Source organism: Paraburkholderia sp. WC7.3g (assembly GCF_050436345.1).
In the GTDB taxonomy this organism is placed as follows: domain Bacteria; phylum Pseudomonadota; class Gammaproteobacteria; order Burkholderiales; family Burkholderiaceae; genus Paraburkholderia; species Paraburkholderia podalyriae.
Window position 1 is genome coordinate 2995448 of record NZ_JBNDMA010000002.1, and the last position, 14639, is coordinate 3010086.

Sequence of the window (14639 nt, forward strand, 5' to 3'; positions counted from 1 at the left end):
GCGCTCCTTATTGAACGTCGTCTTCGCGCGTGCGATTGCGGAACGCGTCGCGCGAACGCAGGGACGCAGCGCCCGGCCGGCTCGCTGGCGCAGGCGCGGAAGCGGCAGGGCCGGACGCGCCATCGGCGGCGGAGCCAGCCGCGGCACCGGTCTCAGCGGCCGACGTGGCCGACGGCGCGGTCGCACTCGCCGCTTGCGGCGCCCCCGCGACAGCAGGCCCCGAAGCCGGGGCGCCCGCGGCCGCGGTCTGGCGCTCGCGGTTCTGCTCGACGAGCCTGTCAAGAGGCAGATACAGCACGTTGTTGCCGTTCTTCGCGTCGACGAACACCTTGGTCGCGTTCGCGTAGATCTGCTGCATGGTTTCCATGTATAGCCGGAAGCGCACGGCGGCCGGCGCCTTCGCGTATTGCGCGTAGACCTGCCTGAAGCGCTCGGCCTCGGCCTGCGCCTGCGCGACCGTGGTCTCGCTGTAGGTTTTGGCTTCCTCGACCTGACGCGCGACGTCGGCCTGCGCACGCGGCAGCAGATTGGCCGCATAAGCCTGCGCGTCGCGTTTCGCGCGTTCGTTTTCGTCGTGCACTTTCGCGGCGTCGTCGAATGCGGGCTGCACCCGCTCGGGCACTTGCACGCTCTGGATCGTCACGCCCGTGACCGCCAGACCGGACTGGTACTGATCGAGCGATTGCTGGATCGCCGCGATCAGCTGCTGGCGCAAAGTTTCGTGATCCTGATCGAGAATATCGCTGGTGCTGTGCGCGCCGACGATGCCACGCACCGCCGCCTGCGCCGCATGCATAACGCTCTGGTCGGGATCGACGCTGCGAAACAGAAACTCGTTGGGATTGCGCACCTGGTACTGCACGGCAAAGCGAACGTCGACGATGTCGCCGTCGTGCGTGAGCATCGAGGCATCCTTCACGTTCGCGAGACGCACCACATTGCTACGGCCGATTTCAACCTGACGGATCTGCCCGACGTTGACGAACTCGTGGGATTCGAACGGATACGGCAGACGCCAGTGCACGCCCTGCGCCGCGCTATAGCGATACTTGCCGAACTGCAGCACGACGGCCTCCTGACCGTCCTGCACGACGAACACGCCGCTGCCGAGATAGATCGCGATCAGCACGCCGATCACGATACCGACGCCGATGCGCGCACCGCGGCCGTTGTCCGGACGGCCGCCGCCGACACCGCCGCCCCTGCGTCCGAAAATCCGCGACAGACGGCGATTGAAATCGCGCCACATTTCGTCGAGATCGGGCGGACCTTCACCATCGCGCGCCGGACGCTTCGGATCGTTCGGCCGTTGCCGGTCGCCGTTGCCGTCGCCCCGGCCCCAACGCGGATCGTTCAGTGAAAGCGAGGCGCGCATACGCAGCCAGATACTCCGCTCGTTGTAATCGTTCACCTGTGTTCGTTCACCAGAGTAGACAGCGGGTCAGTGCAATTGGGACGGGTCAGTGCCCGAGTTCTGGAATCTTGTGGTCGTTGCGCATTTGCGCCGCGCGGTCATCTTCCGACGCATCGAGCGGCATATCGGCAAGCGGTTCGGCAGTAGCGATTTCAGCGATGGCAGCGCGCAACGCATCCAGCCCCTGCCCGGTGCGTGCGCTCAAAAAGACGCGCGAAATATTACCATACTCGTCCCGCTCGACCGCGTCGCCGCGCGCCCCCAGCTCCGGCACCGCGTCGATCTTGTTAAACACCAGCACCTGACGGATCGTGTCCGCGCCGATCGCCCGCAACACCTCGTTGACCTGATCGATCTGGTCGAGCCGCACCGCGCTCGATGCATCGACCACATGCAGCAGCAGGTCCGCGTGAATAGTTTCCTCGAGCGTCGCGCGAAACGCGGCGACAAGCTGGTGTGGCAACTCACGGATGAAACCGACGGTGTCGGACACCACCACCTGCCCCGCTTCGTCGCCCAGATACACGCGCCGCGAGGTGGTGTCCAGCGTCGCGAACAGTTGGTCGGCGGCATACGCCTGCGCCTTGGTCAGCGCGTTGAAGAGCGTCGATTTGCCCGCGTTCGTATAGCCGACGAGCGACACCGACATTGTTTGGTTGCGATTACGCGCGCGACGCTGCGTGCCATGCTGGCGGCGCAGCTTGTCGAGGCGAATCTTGAGCGCCTTGATGCGCTCGCCGATCAGCCGGCGGTCGGTTTCGAGCTGCGTTTCGCCTGGACCGCGCAAACCGATACCGCCCTTCTGACGTTCGAGGTGGGTCCACGCGCGAATCAGCCGTGTCGACAAGTATTGCAGCTGCGCGAGCTCGACCTGCAGCTTGCCTTCGTGGCTGCGCGCGCGCTGCGCGAAAATGTCGAGGATGAGACTGGTGCGATCAACCACGCGCCGATTAAGCGCCCGCTCCAGATTGCGCTGCTGGGCAGGCGCGAGAGCATGGTTGAAGATCACGAGTTCGATGTCGTTCGCTTCGCACGCAAGGCGCAGTTCTTCGGCCTTGCCGCTGCCGACGAACATCTTCGCGTCGGGGCTGGAACGGCGTCCGGTGAGGGTGGCTACAGGGTTTGCGCCCGCGCTTTGCGCGAGCAGGCTGAGTTCTTCGAGACTGGCTGCGAAATCGATCTTGCCGAAGTCGATGCCAACGAGCGCTGCATTGATCAAATTGGAGGGTATCAAAATGACGCGGCCGGGAGGGAATCGCCAACGGGCGACGCTGTGCCGGCCGCGGCGAGGGTTTAGGACTGTTCGGAATCCGGGTGGAAATTCACCGGACGGGCGGGCACGACCGTCGAAATGGCGTGCTTGTAGACCATCTGGGTGACCGTATTCCGGAGCAACACGACGTACTGGTCGAACGATTCGATGTTCCCTTGAAGCTTGATGCCGTTGACAAGGTAGATCGACACCGGCACATGCTCTTTACGCAGTGCGTTCAAAAACGGGTCTTGTAACAATTGCCCTTTGTTGCTCATAGCAAACTCCGTATTTTTTTGCAGGTTGACTGAATTGACAGCGAAGAAAAAGAGATCCGCCGCCAACCGCTACACTATAGCTGATTTTCATTTGGACGCGCGGGCCCCGGACCCCCGGCCAAACCTAGCGTACACGCGGGTTTCAGCCCAGGTTTAAGACCAGCTTCAGCCTTTGTCCGCATAAGGGTTCGTCGACGATCTGAACTCTATTCGCAATGGAGTCCCCGTCAGCTTGAAAGTTTCCCGGAAGCGATTTTCGAGGTACCGCTTATACGTGTCGGTGATCGCGTCGAGGGCATTGCCGTGAATCACGATAATCGGCGGATTCTGCCCGCCCTGGTGTGCGTAACGCAGCTTCGGACGCACCGGACCACGGCGCCGCGGCTGCTGGAACTCGACCGCCTCGATCAACGCGCGCGTCAGCTTCGGCGTCGGCAGCTTCGACATCGCGGCCGCGTATGCGTCGTCGACCGAGCGCATCAGCGGCCCGATTCCGGTTTTTTCCGCGGCGGAAATGAAATGGAATTTGGCGAAGTCCAGAAATTTTAGTTTGCGTTCGAGGTCGGCTTTGGTGCGCTCGCGCACATGCGGATCGAGACCGTCCCATTTGTTCACGCCGACCACCAGCGCGCGGCCCTGCTCGACGACGAAGCCGGCGATGTGCGCATCCTGCTCCGAAATGTCCTGGCGCGCGTCGAGCAGCAGGATCACGACATTCGCGTCGGAGATCGACTGCAGCGTCTTCACGACCGAGAACTTTTCGATCGCCTCGAACACCTTGCCGCGGCGGCGCAGGCCGGCCGTGTCGATCAGCGTGTACGGCTTGCCATTGCGCTCGAAATCGACGTAGATCGAGTCGCGCGTGGTGCCCGGCATGTCGAACGCGATCACGCGCTCTTCGCCGACCAGCGCATTGATCAGCGTCGACTTACCAACGTTCGGCCGGCCAACGATGGCGATCTTCACGCCGCGGGCTTCCTTCTCTTGCTCGCTCTCTTCCGGGTGACCGGCATACGCAACTTCGAGCGCCTCGTTGATCATGTCGGTGACGCCGTCGCCGTGCGCGGCCGAAATCGCGCGCGGATCGCCGAGACCGAGCTCGTAGAAGTCGGCCGCGACGTTCGCGTACTTCATGCCCTCGGCCTTGTTCACGACGAGGAAGATCGGCCGGCCGACCTTGCGCAGATAGTCGGCGATCGACTTGTCCTGCGGCGCGAGACCGTTGCGCCCATCGACGATGAACACGACGACGTCCGACTCCTCGACCGCCTGACGGGTCTGGCGCGCCATCTCGTGCAGGATGCCGTCTTTCGCGACCGGCTCGAAGCCGCCGGTATCGACGACCAGATACGGCCGCTCGCCGGCGCGTCCTTCGCCGTAATGGCGATCGCGCGTGAGACCGGGCAGGTCGGCAACCAGCGCGTCACGCGAACGCGTGAGCCGGTTGAACAGCGTGGATTTCCCCACATTGGGGCGCCCAACGAGGGCAATAACGGGTTTCATCTGATGTTGTTCACGGGTGAGACGCGGGATCGCAACCGATCGCGCGCGTAGCGACGCCAGGCGGCCGCCAGGGGGCGGCGTTCTGACGAAATTATCACGAATTCAGCCTGCTCTGGATGCGCGATCGATTTGCGCATCCCGGCGGACGGGAGCGGGCTGTACAGACGCCACCGGGGGCCGCTGCTTCAGACCGGGCTGCCCGACGGCTGGCACGCTCGTGTTCGAGCGCGTCTTTCATTCTCAAAGCGATCGACGAAGCGCACGCGCCGCCTTGCATGGCGGGCGGCACGGGCCTCGATCCGACTCGCCGGACCAGCCCGTCCGGCGATTATTTCTGTTGAGACTGCCCGATCGCGCGACGGGCAACGCAGCAACCCGACACAGCAGCCGCACGCCAGAGCCGACGCAGACCTCAATCAAAAAGCGCGCGGCCGGCAAAGCCGGCCTGCGCGCCTGACACCATGTGTAGCGATCAGCGCGGACGATAGCCGAACAGGCCGCCGTCGCGCGTCTGCACGACCAGCGTGTCGCCCGCAAGCACCGGCGCAGCGGCAATCGCGCTGCCGTCGGTCTTCACCCGTGCGACGAGCGTGCCGTCGACGGTCGACAGGAAATGCACGAAGCCCTTGTAGTCGCCGAACACGGCAGCGCGGCCGAGCAGCGTCGGCACGCTCAGGTCGCGGTTCTTCAGCGTCTCGTTCTTCCACAGCACTGAGCCGTTGTTGACGTCGAACGCGGACACGACCGACCAGTCGTCGGCGGCGACCACGCCGCGGTCATCCTGCGCGAGGCCGCTCGTGCTCGAGAACGCCTTGCCCCACAGCGCGCGGCCCGAGTTCGCGTCGAAACAGCCAATCTGGCCCTGGAACGTTACCGCGCAGGTCTCCGAACCCACCAGCGTGGGCGGACCGGTCACGTCGTTGATACGCTCGACCTCGGTCACGCCCTTCGGATACGACACCGGCGTCTGCCAGTAGGCGTCGCCCGTCTGCAGATTGATCGCGGCGAACGAGCCGCCAGGGAAGCCGGCCAGCACGGCCGCGTCACCCGCGAACGTCATGCCCGACGACACGCGCAGGTTCAGCGGCACCGCGCGGTTGCGAAAGTTCCACTTCTGCTCGCCGGTCTGCGCGTTGAATGCGACGATCTGGCCGTCGATCGTGCGCACGACCACGAGGCCGTTGCCGACGAGCGGCGGCGAAATGATCTCGCCCGGCGCTTTCGCGGTCCACAGCTCCTTGCCGTCCGCGCCGAGCACGTACACGTCGCCCTTCAGGCCACCGACCGCGGTCAGTGTGCCATCGCTCCCGACACCCGCGGACAGATCATCATGCAGCTTGATGCGCCACACGTCCTTGCCGGTTTGCGCGTCGATCTTTGCGACCGTGCCGTTCGTGCCGGCAGCGTATACCGCATTGCCGACCGCAACCGGCGAGAACAGATAGCGACCCGCCTTGCCGACGCTCGCCGACCAGGACTGCTGCACGTCGAGCACGGGTTTGAACTCGGTGAGCGGCGTCGGCACCCGGCGCTCGTCTTTCGAGGATGAGCAAGCCGCCAGCGTAAGAACGGTCATCGCACAGATAACGGGCACGGCGTAACGTTTCAGCAGATTCATCGGTGGACGAAGCATTCAGGAAATGGATTAAAGGAGACCGTCTTGCGGTCGTGGCTTGCGGCGCGCCGCGCGGGACGCTCAGCCGCCAAGCGCGTCCAGCTTGAACTGGATCAGCTGGCGCGCCGAGCTGTCACTCTTCGACAGCGAGTCAAGCGCGAGCTTATAGGCGGCGCGCGCGTCGTCGCGCTTGCCCTGGGCGGCCAGCAGGTCGCCGCGGCGGTCAGCCACGACGCCCTTGAAGGCGTCGGATTGCGGCTCGGCCAGCAGCGCGAGGCCCTGGTCGTAAGCCTTGTCGTCGAGCAGCAGCGACGCCATGCGCAGCTTCGCGATCTGCTTGAACTCGTCGTCCTTCGCGTGATCGATCGCCCATTGCAGCTGCGCTTTCGCGCCGGCTTCGTCGCCAGCGGCGTAGAGTGCCTTGGCGGCACCGAGCGCGGTCATCTGCGCGTAGGCGGTGCGGCCGAACTTGTCTTCCATGTCGGCGGCGACGCGCGCGATCTGCGCCTTATCGCCCGTTGCCGCGGCCTGCTGCACCTGGTCATACAGCACCGCGGCTTCCGCGGCCTGGCGACGCTGCCAGAAATTCCAGCCGTTCCAGCTCGCGCCTGCCAACAACACCGCCAGCACGATCCACGTGGTCGCATTGCCCCACTGCGTCCACCATGCCTTCAGACTTTCAATCGATTCTTGTTCGTCGTGGTAACTCATTGCCCGGCGATATCCTCATTCTTGCTACGTGTGCGTGTCGAGCCAGCCGGCCCAACGACATCGCGATCAGTCGTCGCCGTCTTCGGCGGATGCAACCATCGCATTGATTAGATATTCGGTCAAGTCTTCGGCGGGCACGGTCTGTTGCTCGTTCTTACAACCGTTGGCTCGCGTATCGCGCAGCGGTTTCACGCCGGCTGTACCATTGGCGATCTCGTCTTCGCCGAGCACGACCGCAAACGCGGCGCCGCTCGCGTCGGCGCGCTTCATCTGCGACTTGAAGCTCGCCGACCGACCGTCCGCGCTGCAATGCAGAATCACGTCGAGGCCGGTATCGCGCAGACGTTCGGCGATGATGAACGCCTGCTCGCGCGCGGCGTCGCCCTGATGGACCACGTACACATCGCAGCCTTCGTCTTCAGGCACGAGCTGGTCTTCCTTCAGTAACTCGAGAATCCGCTCGATCCCCATCGCCCAGCCGCATGCAGCCGTCGGCTTGCCGCCGAGTTGCTCGATCAGCGGATCGTAGCGGCCGCCCGCCGCGACCGTGCCTTGCGCCCCGAGCTTGTCGGTCACCCATTCGAACACGGTCAGATTGTAGTAATCGAGACCGCGCACGAGACGCGGATTGATCGAGAACGGAAGATTGTTCGCCTTCAGCAGACGCTGCAGGCCGTCGAAGTGCGCGCGCGATTCTTCGCCGAGAAAATCGATCAGCTTCGGCGCGTTCTGTGCGACTTGCTGCAGCGCCGGATTCTTCGTATCGAGCACGCGCAACGGGTTGGTGTAAAGGCGGCGCTTCGCGTCATCGTCGAGCACGTCCATGTGCTTCTCGAGGTAAGCGATCAGTTCGACGCGATGAGCGGCGCGCTCTTCGGCAAGGCCCAGCGAGTTGATTTCGAGCTTGATGCCGCTCAGGCCGAGATCGTCCCACAGGCGCTGGCACATCATGATGATTTCCGCATCCGCATCCGGACCCGCGAAGCCGAGCGCTTCGACGCCGACCTGATGGAACTGGCGATAACGGCCGCGTTGTGGACGCTCATGACGAAACATCGGACCGATGTACCACAGGCGCTTCGGGCCGTCGTACAGCATGTTGTGCTCGATCGACGCGCGCACCACCGCCGCCGTGTTTTCCGGGCGCATCGTCAGGTTCTCGCCGTTCAATGCGTCGGTGAAGCTGTACATCTCCTTTTCGACGATGTCGGTCACTTCGCCGATACCACGGGTGAATAGCTGCGTATGCTCGACGATCGGCGTGCGGATGTTCTGGTAGCCGTATGAACGCAGCATCGACTTGACGGTGGTTTCGAAAAATTCCCAGAGCCCGGCTTCCTGCGGAAGGATGTCGTTCATGCCCTTCACGCCGGACAGCCTCTCGAGCTTTTTCTTCTGTTCAGTCATCTGTGTTTCGATAGCCGGTATTCAGTTGAGCGCGTCGGCGCGGCCATAGCGGCGCTCGACATAGTCGCTCACGATTTGCTGGAATTCTTGCGCGATGCTCTCGCCGCGCAGCGTCTTCACCTTTTCGCCGTCGATGAACACCGGCGCGGCCGGGTTCTCGCCCGAGCCAGGCAGGCTGATGCCGATATTCGCCTGCTTCGACTCTCCCGGACCGTTGACGATGCAGCCCATCACCGCGACGTGCATCTGCTCGACGCCGGGATACTGGTCGCGCCACACCGGCATCTGCTGACGCAGATAGGTCTGGATCTGCGACGCGAGTTCCTGGAAAAGCGTGCTCGTGGTGCGGCCGCAGCCGGGGCACGCGATGACCATCGGCGTGAATGAGCGCAGGCCCATGGTCTGCAGGATTTCCTGACCGACGATCACTTCGCCGGTGCGCGACGCGCCCGGTTCGGGCGTCAGCGAAATACGGATCGTGTCGCCGATGCCCTGCTGCAGCAGAACCGACAGCGCCGCGGTCGACGCGACGATGCCCTTCGAGCCCATGCCCGCTTCAGTCAGGCCAAGATGCAGCGCGAAATCGCAACGGCGCGCGAGTTCGCGGTACACGGCGATCAGATCCTGCACGCCGCTGACCTTGCACGACAGGATGATCTGGTCGCGCCCGAGGCCGAGTTCGACCGCACGTTCCGCCGAGCCGATCGCCGACTGGATCAGCGCTTCGTACATCACGCTTTGCGCTTCCCACGGCGCGGCGCGAGACCCGTTTTCGTCCATCATCTTCGCGAGCAGGTCCTGGTCGAGGCTGCCCCAGTTCACGCCGATGCGCACCGGCTTGCCGTATTTGACCGCGGCCTCGATCATCTGCGCGAACTGCGTGTCGCGCTTCGCGCCGTGCCCGACGTTGCCCGGGTTGATCCGGTACTTCGACAGCGATTCCGCGCAGCCCGGATAGTCGCGCAGCAGCAGGTGACCGTTGTAGTGGAAGTCGCCGACGAGCGGCACCATCACGCCCATGCGGTCGAGCTGCTCGCGGATCGCCGGCACGGCCGCCGCCGCTTCGGGCGTATTCACGGTGATCCGCACCAGTTCGGAACCGGCTTGCGCCAGTTCCTTGATCTGGATGGCGGTGCCGATCGCGTCTGCGGTGTCGGTGTTGGTCATCGACTGCACGCGTACCGGCGCATCGCCGCCGATGGTCACGAGCTGGCCGCCCCAGCGGACGTTGACCGCCTGCGACTTGCGACGGATCGCGGGGCCGCCGAACACCGGCTCGTCTGAGACGATCCTGCTACAGGATTGGGATTGAGCTTCGGTTTGCATCGAAAAACCCATTTACGCCGCACGCGCTATGCAAAAACGCCGCGCCTGAATTGAAAAAGCGCCGCCGACCGGTTGGCCGCGGCGCGCACCGTATCTGTCAAGGCAGCGCGAAGCGCGCAACGTTGCCCTTGGCTGCCGAATATTTCGACGGGTCGACCGGCTGGCCGTCGAGCGTCACCGACTCGAGACCGGCCTTGTTGCCGACCGTGACCTTGAATGGACCGGCCCCCGTCACTTCCTTCGGATCGCCCGCATGCACGAGGCCGGAGAACAGTTCCTTGCCGCTCTTGTCGCGCACGCTGAACCAGCTGTCCTGCGTCACGCGCAGCGCGACGACCGCCTCGCCGGGCGCTGGCGTGACCGCCCGCTCCGACGCGCTCGCCACGCCCACCGGCGCGCTTGCGGCCGGCATGGCGGCCTGAGCGTGAACCTGCGAGCCGGCCTTCGGTGGCGCTGCCGTTGCTGCCGGCGTTGCCGCGGTATTCGCCGCCGGCGCCGAGCCCGGCGTGGTGCCGGTGGCAAGCGGCGCGGGCATCGGCGTTGCCGACGCAGTCGCCTCATTGTCCGCGTTCGCCGCGTTGTCAGCCGTCGTCGCCCCTGCGTCCGGCGCCGATGCGCTTTCCGCCGCTGACGTCGCCGGACCTTGCGCGACCGCACCCGATGCCGCCGTGTCGCTGCTCGTCGAACTATTCGCGCTCGACCTCAGGCGCGCGAGCCACGCGGACGAGTCGCCGCCGTTGGTGCGCCACATGCCGAGCGCGATGACTGCAACGACGATCGCCGCAATGCCCCACAGCCACGAACGGCTCTTGTGCCCGCTGTCGCCGAGCGATAGCGAAACCTTGCCGCGCGGCAGATCCGTGCCGGATGACGCCGGCATCGACAGATTCGGCGCCGGCACACCCTTCTCGCGACGCAGCGCCGCCGTGAACGGCGACGGATCGGCGCCGAGCATTTTCGCGTAGCTGCGCACGACACCTAGCGCGAACGTGGTGTCCGGCAGATGGCTGATGTCGCCCGCCTCGAGCGCGCTCAGCTTGACGACCGACACCTTCAGCCGCGCCGACACGTCCTCGATGGTCCAGCCTTTCGACTCGCGCAACTGAGTCAAGCGCGCGCCAACCGCCGCCAACGAATCGAGGGCCGGCTGCACGACCGGCTGGGCCACTGCCCGGGCAATGGGTGCCGGATGGCCATCGTTCGTGTCTGTCTCATGCGGCTGCGGGTGCTGCGGCTCACTCATCCCAAATCCTTTCGCGTCGATTCTTTTAATCGTGCGACCGGACGGGCTTGAGCCTCACGTCCAAATCGCAGACCGTTTATAACAAAATGTGCGGCTTTGTGTGCCGCTCCCGATCGATTCTGCAAACTTTCTTTTCAAACGGCGGTGGCATGGGAACATTTTTGTGCTCGCGGTGCTTTCCGCCGAACGCCGATGCCCTGCTGCGTCACGCGATTACACGGCGCGAACCTCGATCACCTTCGCCGCCTTCCCGGTGCGCTCAGCAAGACGCGTGCGGTCTTTCACCGCGCCGGCCAGCTGACCGCAGGCAGCATCGATATCGTCGCCACGGGTCTTGCGCACGGTGGTCACGACGCCCGCGTCCATCAACACCTGCGAAAACCGCTTGATCTGTTCCAACTTCGAGCGGATGAGGCCCGATTCGGGGAACGGATTGAACGGAATCAGATTGAACTTGCACGGCACGTTGTGCGTGACGGCGAGCAGCTCGCGCGCGTGAGCCTCGCTGTCGTTCACGCCATCGAGCATGCAGTATTCGAACGTGATGAAATCGCGCGGCGCGACTTTCAGATAGCGCTCGCACGCCGCCATCAGCTCGCGCAGCGGATACTTTTTGTTGAGCGGCACCAGCATATCGCGCAGCGCGTCGTTCGACGCATGCAGCGATACTGCGAGCGCCACGGGCAAATCCGCGCCGAGCCGGTCCATCATCGGCACGACGCCCGACGTGGACAGCGTGACGCGCCGGCGCGACAGACCGTACGCATTGTCGTCCAGCATCAGGCGCATGGCGGGCACGACCGCGTCGTAGTTGAGCAGCGGCTCGCCCATGCCCATCATCACGACGTTCGTGACGACCCGCTCGCCTTTGCCGTCGCCGCCCATCGCGCGACCGAGCGCATCGCCGCGCGACGCGCGCAGCGCAAACTCGGCCATGCGCAACTGGCCGATGATTTCGCCGGTGGTGAGATTGCGGGAGAACCCCTGCTTGCCGGTCGAGCAGAACCGGCAATTGACCGCGCACCCGGCCTGCGACGACACACACAGCGTGCCGCGCGTTTCTTCGGGGATGTACACGGTTTCAACGGCGTTGCCGTTGCCGACGTCGATCAGCCACTTGCGTGTGCCGTCCGACGAAACATGGTCACTGACGACGCCCGGCATCGTGATCGTGGCACGTCCTTTGAGCTTTTCGCGCAAGGACTTCGCGAGATCGGTCATGCCGTCGAAGTCGGCAGCGTTGTATTGGTGAATCCAGCGCTGCAATTGCCTGGCGCGAAACGGTTTCTCTCCCAGGCTATCGCAATAAGCGACGAGCCCTTGGGCGTCGAGATCGAGAAGGTTGACGGAGGGACTGCTCGTCATATCGAATCCTGCCATTTCAATGCGAGACTACGTTCATGCAACAAGCTGCATGAACGCCATGCCGTTCGCGCCCATTCCTGCTGCTTTTACCTTACTACTTTGCCGTGCCCCGTGCGCGATTCATGCGATAAAACAGGTCGGTCGCATGAAACGCGCCAGGCAGAGACGGCTGGGGATGCACGGCCGAGGTCAATACCTGACCTCAGCGCGAGGCGCTCAACGCGAGTAGACGTTGACTTGGGGGAAGAAGAACGCGATTTCGACCGCGGCCGTTTCCGGTGCATCCGAACCGTGCACCGCGTTGGCGTCGATGCTGTCGGCAAAATCGGCGCGGATCGTGCCCTTCTCCGCCTTCTTCGGGTCCGTCGCACCCATCAGGTCACGGTGCTTCAGGATCGCGTTTTCGCCTTCCAGCGCCTGCACAACAACCGGACCCGAAATCATGAATTCGACGAGGTCGTTGAAGAACGGACGCGCTGCGTGCACAGCGTAGAACTTCTCGGCGTCGGCACGCGACAGATGAACCATACGCGATGCCACGATCTTCAGACCAGCGTTTTCGAAGCGGGTGTAAATCTGGCCGATCACGTTCTTGGCCACTGCGTCCGGCTTGATAATCGACAGGGTGCGCTCGATCGCCATTAAAAACTCCAAAAAATTAAGAGGTTACAGATTCAAATGAATCCGCTATTGTAGCATGTTCTCAGGTATCATTGCGATTGAACCCTTACACCATTGAAAGGATCAAGGCACAAGATCTAAAATACTGGTAGCGTAGGAGGTCATATGGGCGACTGGAGGGTATTGAAACTCCGTGCCGCCACGCTAATCTTACGGATGACCGCTGCGCCCACAGGCGCTTCGCCAATTGCCGTATTACCATCTTGAAACACGCTTCCGAGGTAAGGAGAGACCATGAACGAACATCCGTATATGTTTGGCCGCAACGGCGCGGTCAGCACGGCCGAAACGCGCAACCGCGTGCTACGGAACACCTACTGGCTGCTCGCGCTGTCCATGATTCCGACCGTGCTCGGGGCGTGGGTCGGTCTTGCGACCGGGTTCTCGCTGTTCGCCGCCACCAGCCCCGCCATGAGCATGCTGGCGTTCTTCGCGATCGCCTTCGGCTTCATGTTCGCGATCCAGCGCACCAAGGACAGCGCCGTCGGCGTGTTCGTACTGCTCGGCTTCACGTTCTTCATGGGGCTGATGTTGTCGCGCATTCTCGCGTTCGTGCTCGGCTTCTCCAACGGCCCGTCGCTGATCATGCTCGCGTTTGGTGGCACTGGCGTGATCTTTGCGGCCATGGCGACCATCGCTACCGTCAGCAAGCGCGACTTCTCGGGCCTCGGCAAGTGGCTCTTCATGGGTGTGATCGTGATCCTGCTCGCCTCGGTCGCGAACGTATTCCTGCAACTGCCGGCACTGATGCTGACGGTTTCGGTCATGGCAATCGTGATCTTTTCCGCCTACATCATGTTTGACGTACAGCGCGTCGTGAACGGCGGCGAGACGAACTACATCACCGCAACGCTCGCAATCTACCTCGATCTGTACAACGTGTTCGTCAACCTACTTGCGCTGCTCGGCATTTTCGGCGGCAACCGCAACTAAGTCCGGCCGGTCGCGCGGCGTGCCTTCATGCCGCGCTCGACGCGCAAAGTAAAAGCCCAAAACGATTACTCGTTGTGGGCTTTTACTTTGCGTGACGACCTGAAATGTGCCGCGCGGCCGGAAGTCAATCCCGCGCCAGCGTCAACCACGCGGAACCGTCGCTTTGCGACGCAACCACCACCTCCGTGGGCGTCGCGCCAAGGACGCTCGCCAACGCCGCCTGCGCGAGTTCCGGCAGATTGTTCTGCTGGCTCAGATGCGCGGCGACCAGATGCCGCAAACGCGAGCGGTCGAGCGACGCCAGAATTTCAGCCGCCGCATCATTGTTCAGGTGCCCATGATTACCCCCGATACGCGCCTTCAGCGATGGGGGATAACGACTGCCCGCGAGCATCTGCACGTCGTGATTGCATTCGAGCACGAGCGCGTCGCAGCCGCTCAGCACCGCGCTGATATGCGGCGTGGACGTGCCAACGTCGGTGAGCACGCCGAGCCGGCTCGCGCCGTTCGAGAACACGTATTGCAGCGGTTCGCGAGCGTCGTGCGGAACGGTATAAGGGAGAACGCTGAGTTCGCCGATCGCTACCGTCTCGTCGCCCCACAGCACCCGCAGGTCGACATCGGCTTCGTCGGCGCCCACCGCGCGGGCGGTGCCCCAGCTCATGTACAGCGGAATCGACCACTTGCGCGCGAGCGTCAATGCGCTGCCGATGTGGTCGCTATGTTCATGCGTAATCAGGATCGCATCGAGGTTCTCGGCGCTCGAGCCGAGCCGCATCAGACGCCGCTCCATTTCGCGCGCGGAGAAACCGCAATCGAGCAGCACGCGCGTGGTGATCGCACCGCTGTGCGCTTCCACCAGCAGCGCATTACCTTCACTGCCGCTGCCGAGACTTGCGAAGCGCACGAGC

At 63.7% G+C, this 14639-nt stretch carries 13 protein-coding genes; 1 reads left to right on the forward strand and 12 read right to left on the reverse strand.

All coding sequences use genetic code 11. From position 1 onward, the window contains the following. Positions 1-7: 7 nt before the first annotated feature. The 11 genes from hflK to ndk form a co-directional block, all read right to left on the reverse strand. Positions 8-1411: an FtsH protease activity modulator HflK gene (gene hflK / locus OKW43_RS25130; RefSeq protein WP_429450392.1), complete on the reverse strand. Its 1404-nt coding sequence runs from the start codon at positions 1409-1411 to the stop codon at positions 8-10. A gap of 49 nt (positions 1412-1460) precedes the next feature. Beyond that, entirely contained in the window at positions 1461-2648 is a 1188-nt protein-coding gene (hflX, locus tag OKW43_RS25135; RefSeq protein WP_187633179.1) for a GTPase HflX, read from the reverse strand. 59 nt (positions 2649-2707) lie between these two features. After that, on the reverse strand, positions 2708-2944 hold the full coding sequence (gene hfq, locus OKW43_RS25140) for an RNA chaperone Hfq (RefSeq protein ID WP_006051315.1): 237 nt from the start codon (positions 2942-2944) through the stop codon (positions 2708-2710). A gap of 165 nt (positions 2945-3109) precedes the next feature. After that, positions 3110-4447: a ribosome biogenesis GTPase Der gene (der, locus tag OKW43_RS25145; protein ID WP_187633180.1), complete on the reverse strand. Its 1338-nt coding sequence runs from the start codon at positions 4445-4447 to the stop codon at positions 3110-3112. Positions 4448-4919: 472 nt separating this feature from the next. Then, a complete protein-coding gene (bamB, locus tag OKW43_RS25150; RefSeq protein ID WP_187633181.1) occupies positions 4920-6065 on the reverse strand; it encodes an outer membrane protein assembly factor BamB in 1146 nt (381 codons plus the stop codon). A gap of 78 nt (positions 6066-6143) precedes the next feature. Further along, positions 6144-6773, reverse strand: a complete 630-nt coding sequence (locus OKW43_RS25155) for a YfgM family protein (RefSeq protein ID WP_187633182.1) — start codon at positions 6771-6773, stop codon at positions 6144-6146. Positions 6774-6839: 66 nt separating this feature from the next. Then, positions 6840-8180 carry a histidine--tRNA ligase gene (gene hisS / locus OKW43_RS25160; RefSeq protein WP_187633183.1) on the reverse strand — a complete coding sequence of 447 codons (1341 nt, stop codon included), beginning with the start codon at positions 8178-8180 and terminating at the stop codon, positions 6840-6842. Between the two features lie 21 nt (positions 8181-8201). Beyond that, positions 8202-9518, reverse strand: a complete 1317-nt coding sequence (gene ispG, locus OKW43_RS25165) for a flavodoxin-dependent (E)-4-hydroxy-3-methylbut-2-enyl-diphosphate synthase (protein ID WP_187633184.1) — start codon at positions 9516-9518, stop codon at positions 8202-8204. 85 nt (positions 9519-9603) lie between these two features. Further along, on the reverse strand, positions 9604-10749 hold the full coding sequence (locus OKW43_RS25170) for a helix-turn-helix domain-containing protein (protein WP_187633185.1): 1146 nt from the start codon (positions 10747-10749) through the stop codon (positions 9604-9606). A 213-nt stretch (positions 10750-10962) separates the two neighbouring features. Continuing rightward, positions 10963-12114, reverse strand: a complete 1152-nt coding sequence (gene rlmN, locus OKW43_RS25175) for a 23S rRNA (adenine(2503)-C(2))-methyltransferase RlmN (protein WP_187633186.1) — start codon at positions 12112-12114, stop codon at positions 10963-10965. A gap of 216 nt (positions 12115-12330) precedes the next feature. Then, complete coding sequence (gene ndk, locus OKW43_RS25180) at positions 12331-12756, reverse strand: nucleoside-diphosphate kinase (RefSeq protein ID WP_187633187.1); 426 nt, start codon at positions 12754-12756, stop codon at positions 12331-12333. Positions 12757-13029: 273 nt separating this feature from the next. On the opposite strand from ndk, the gene OKW43_RS25185 reads away from it, so the two are divergent. Next, positions 13030-13728, forward strand: coding sequence for a Bax inhibitor-1/YccA family protein (locus OKW43_RS25185; RefSeq protein WP_027198083.1), 699 nt, complete (start codon positions 13030-13032; stop codon positions 13726-13728). A 124-nt stretch (positions 13729-13852) separates the two neighbouring features. On the opposite strand, the gene OKW43_RS25190 is transcribed toward OKW43_RS25185, so the two are convergent. Further along, positions 13853-14635, reverse strand: coding sequence for an MBL fold metallo-hydrolase (locus OKW43_RS25190; protein ID WP_187633188.1), 783 nt, complete (start codon positions 14633-14635; stop codon positions 13853-13855). Positions 14636-14639: the final 4 nt, after the last annotated feature.

Coding starts and splice junctions, on each gene's coding strand:
- hfq (WP_006051315.1), bottom strand. CDS start 2,944: ATGAGCAACAAAGGGCAATTGTTACAAGACCCGTTTTTGAACGCACTG.
- der (WP_187633180.1), bottom strand. CDS start 4,447: ATGAAACCCGTTATTGCCCTCGTTGGGCGCCCCAATGTGGGGAAATCC.
- bamB (WP_187633181.1), bottom strand. CDS start 6,065: ATGAATCTGCTGAAACGTTACGCCGTGCCCGTTATCTGTGCGATGACC.
- OKW43_RS25155 (WP_187633182.1), bottom strand. CDS start 6,773: ATGAGTTACCACGACGAACAAGAATCGATTGAAAGTCTGAAGGCATGG.
- hisS (WP_187633183.1), bottom strand. CDS start 8,180: ATGACTGAACAGAAGAAAAAGCTCGAGAGGCTGTCCGGCGTGAAGGGC.
- ispG (WP_187633184.1), bottom strand. CDS start 9,518: ATGGGTTTTTCGATGCAAACCGAAGCTCAATCCCAATCCTGTAGCAGG.
- OKW43_RS25170 (WP_187633185.1), bottom strand. CDS start 10,749: ATGAGTGAGCCGCAGCACCCGCAGCCGCATGAGACAGACACGAACGAT.
- rlmN (WP_187633186.1), bottom strand. CDS start 12,114: ATGACGAGCAGTCCCTCCGTCAACCTTCTCGATCTCGACGCCCAAGGG.
- ndk (WP_187633187.1), bottom strand. CDS start 12,756: ATGGCGATCGAGCGCACCCTGTCGATTATCAAGCCGGACGCAGTGGCC.
- OKW43_RS25185 (WP_027198083.1), top strand. CDS start 13,030: ATGAACGAACATCCGTATATGTTTGGCCGCAACGGCGCGGTCAGCACG.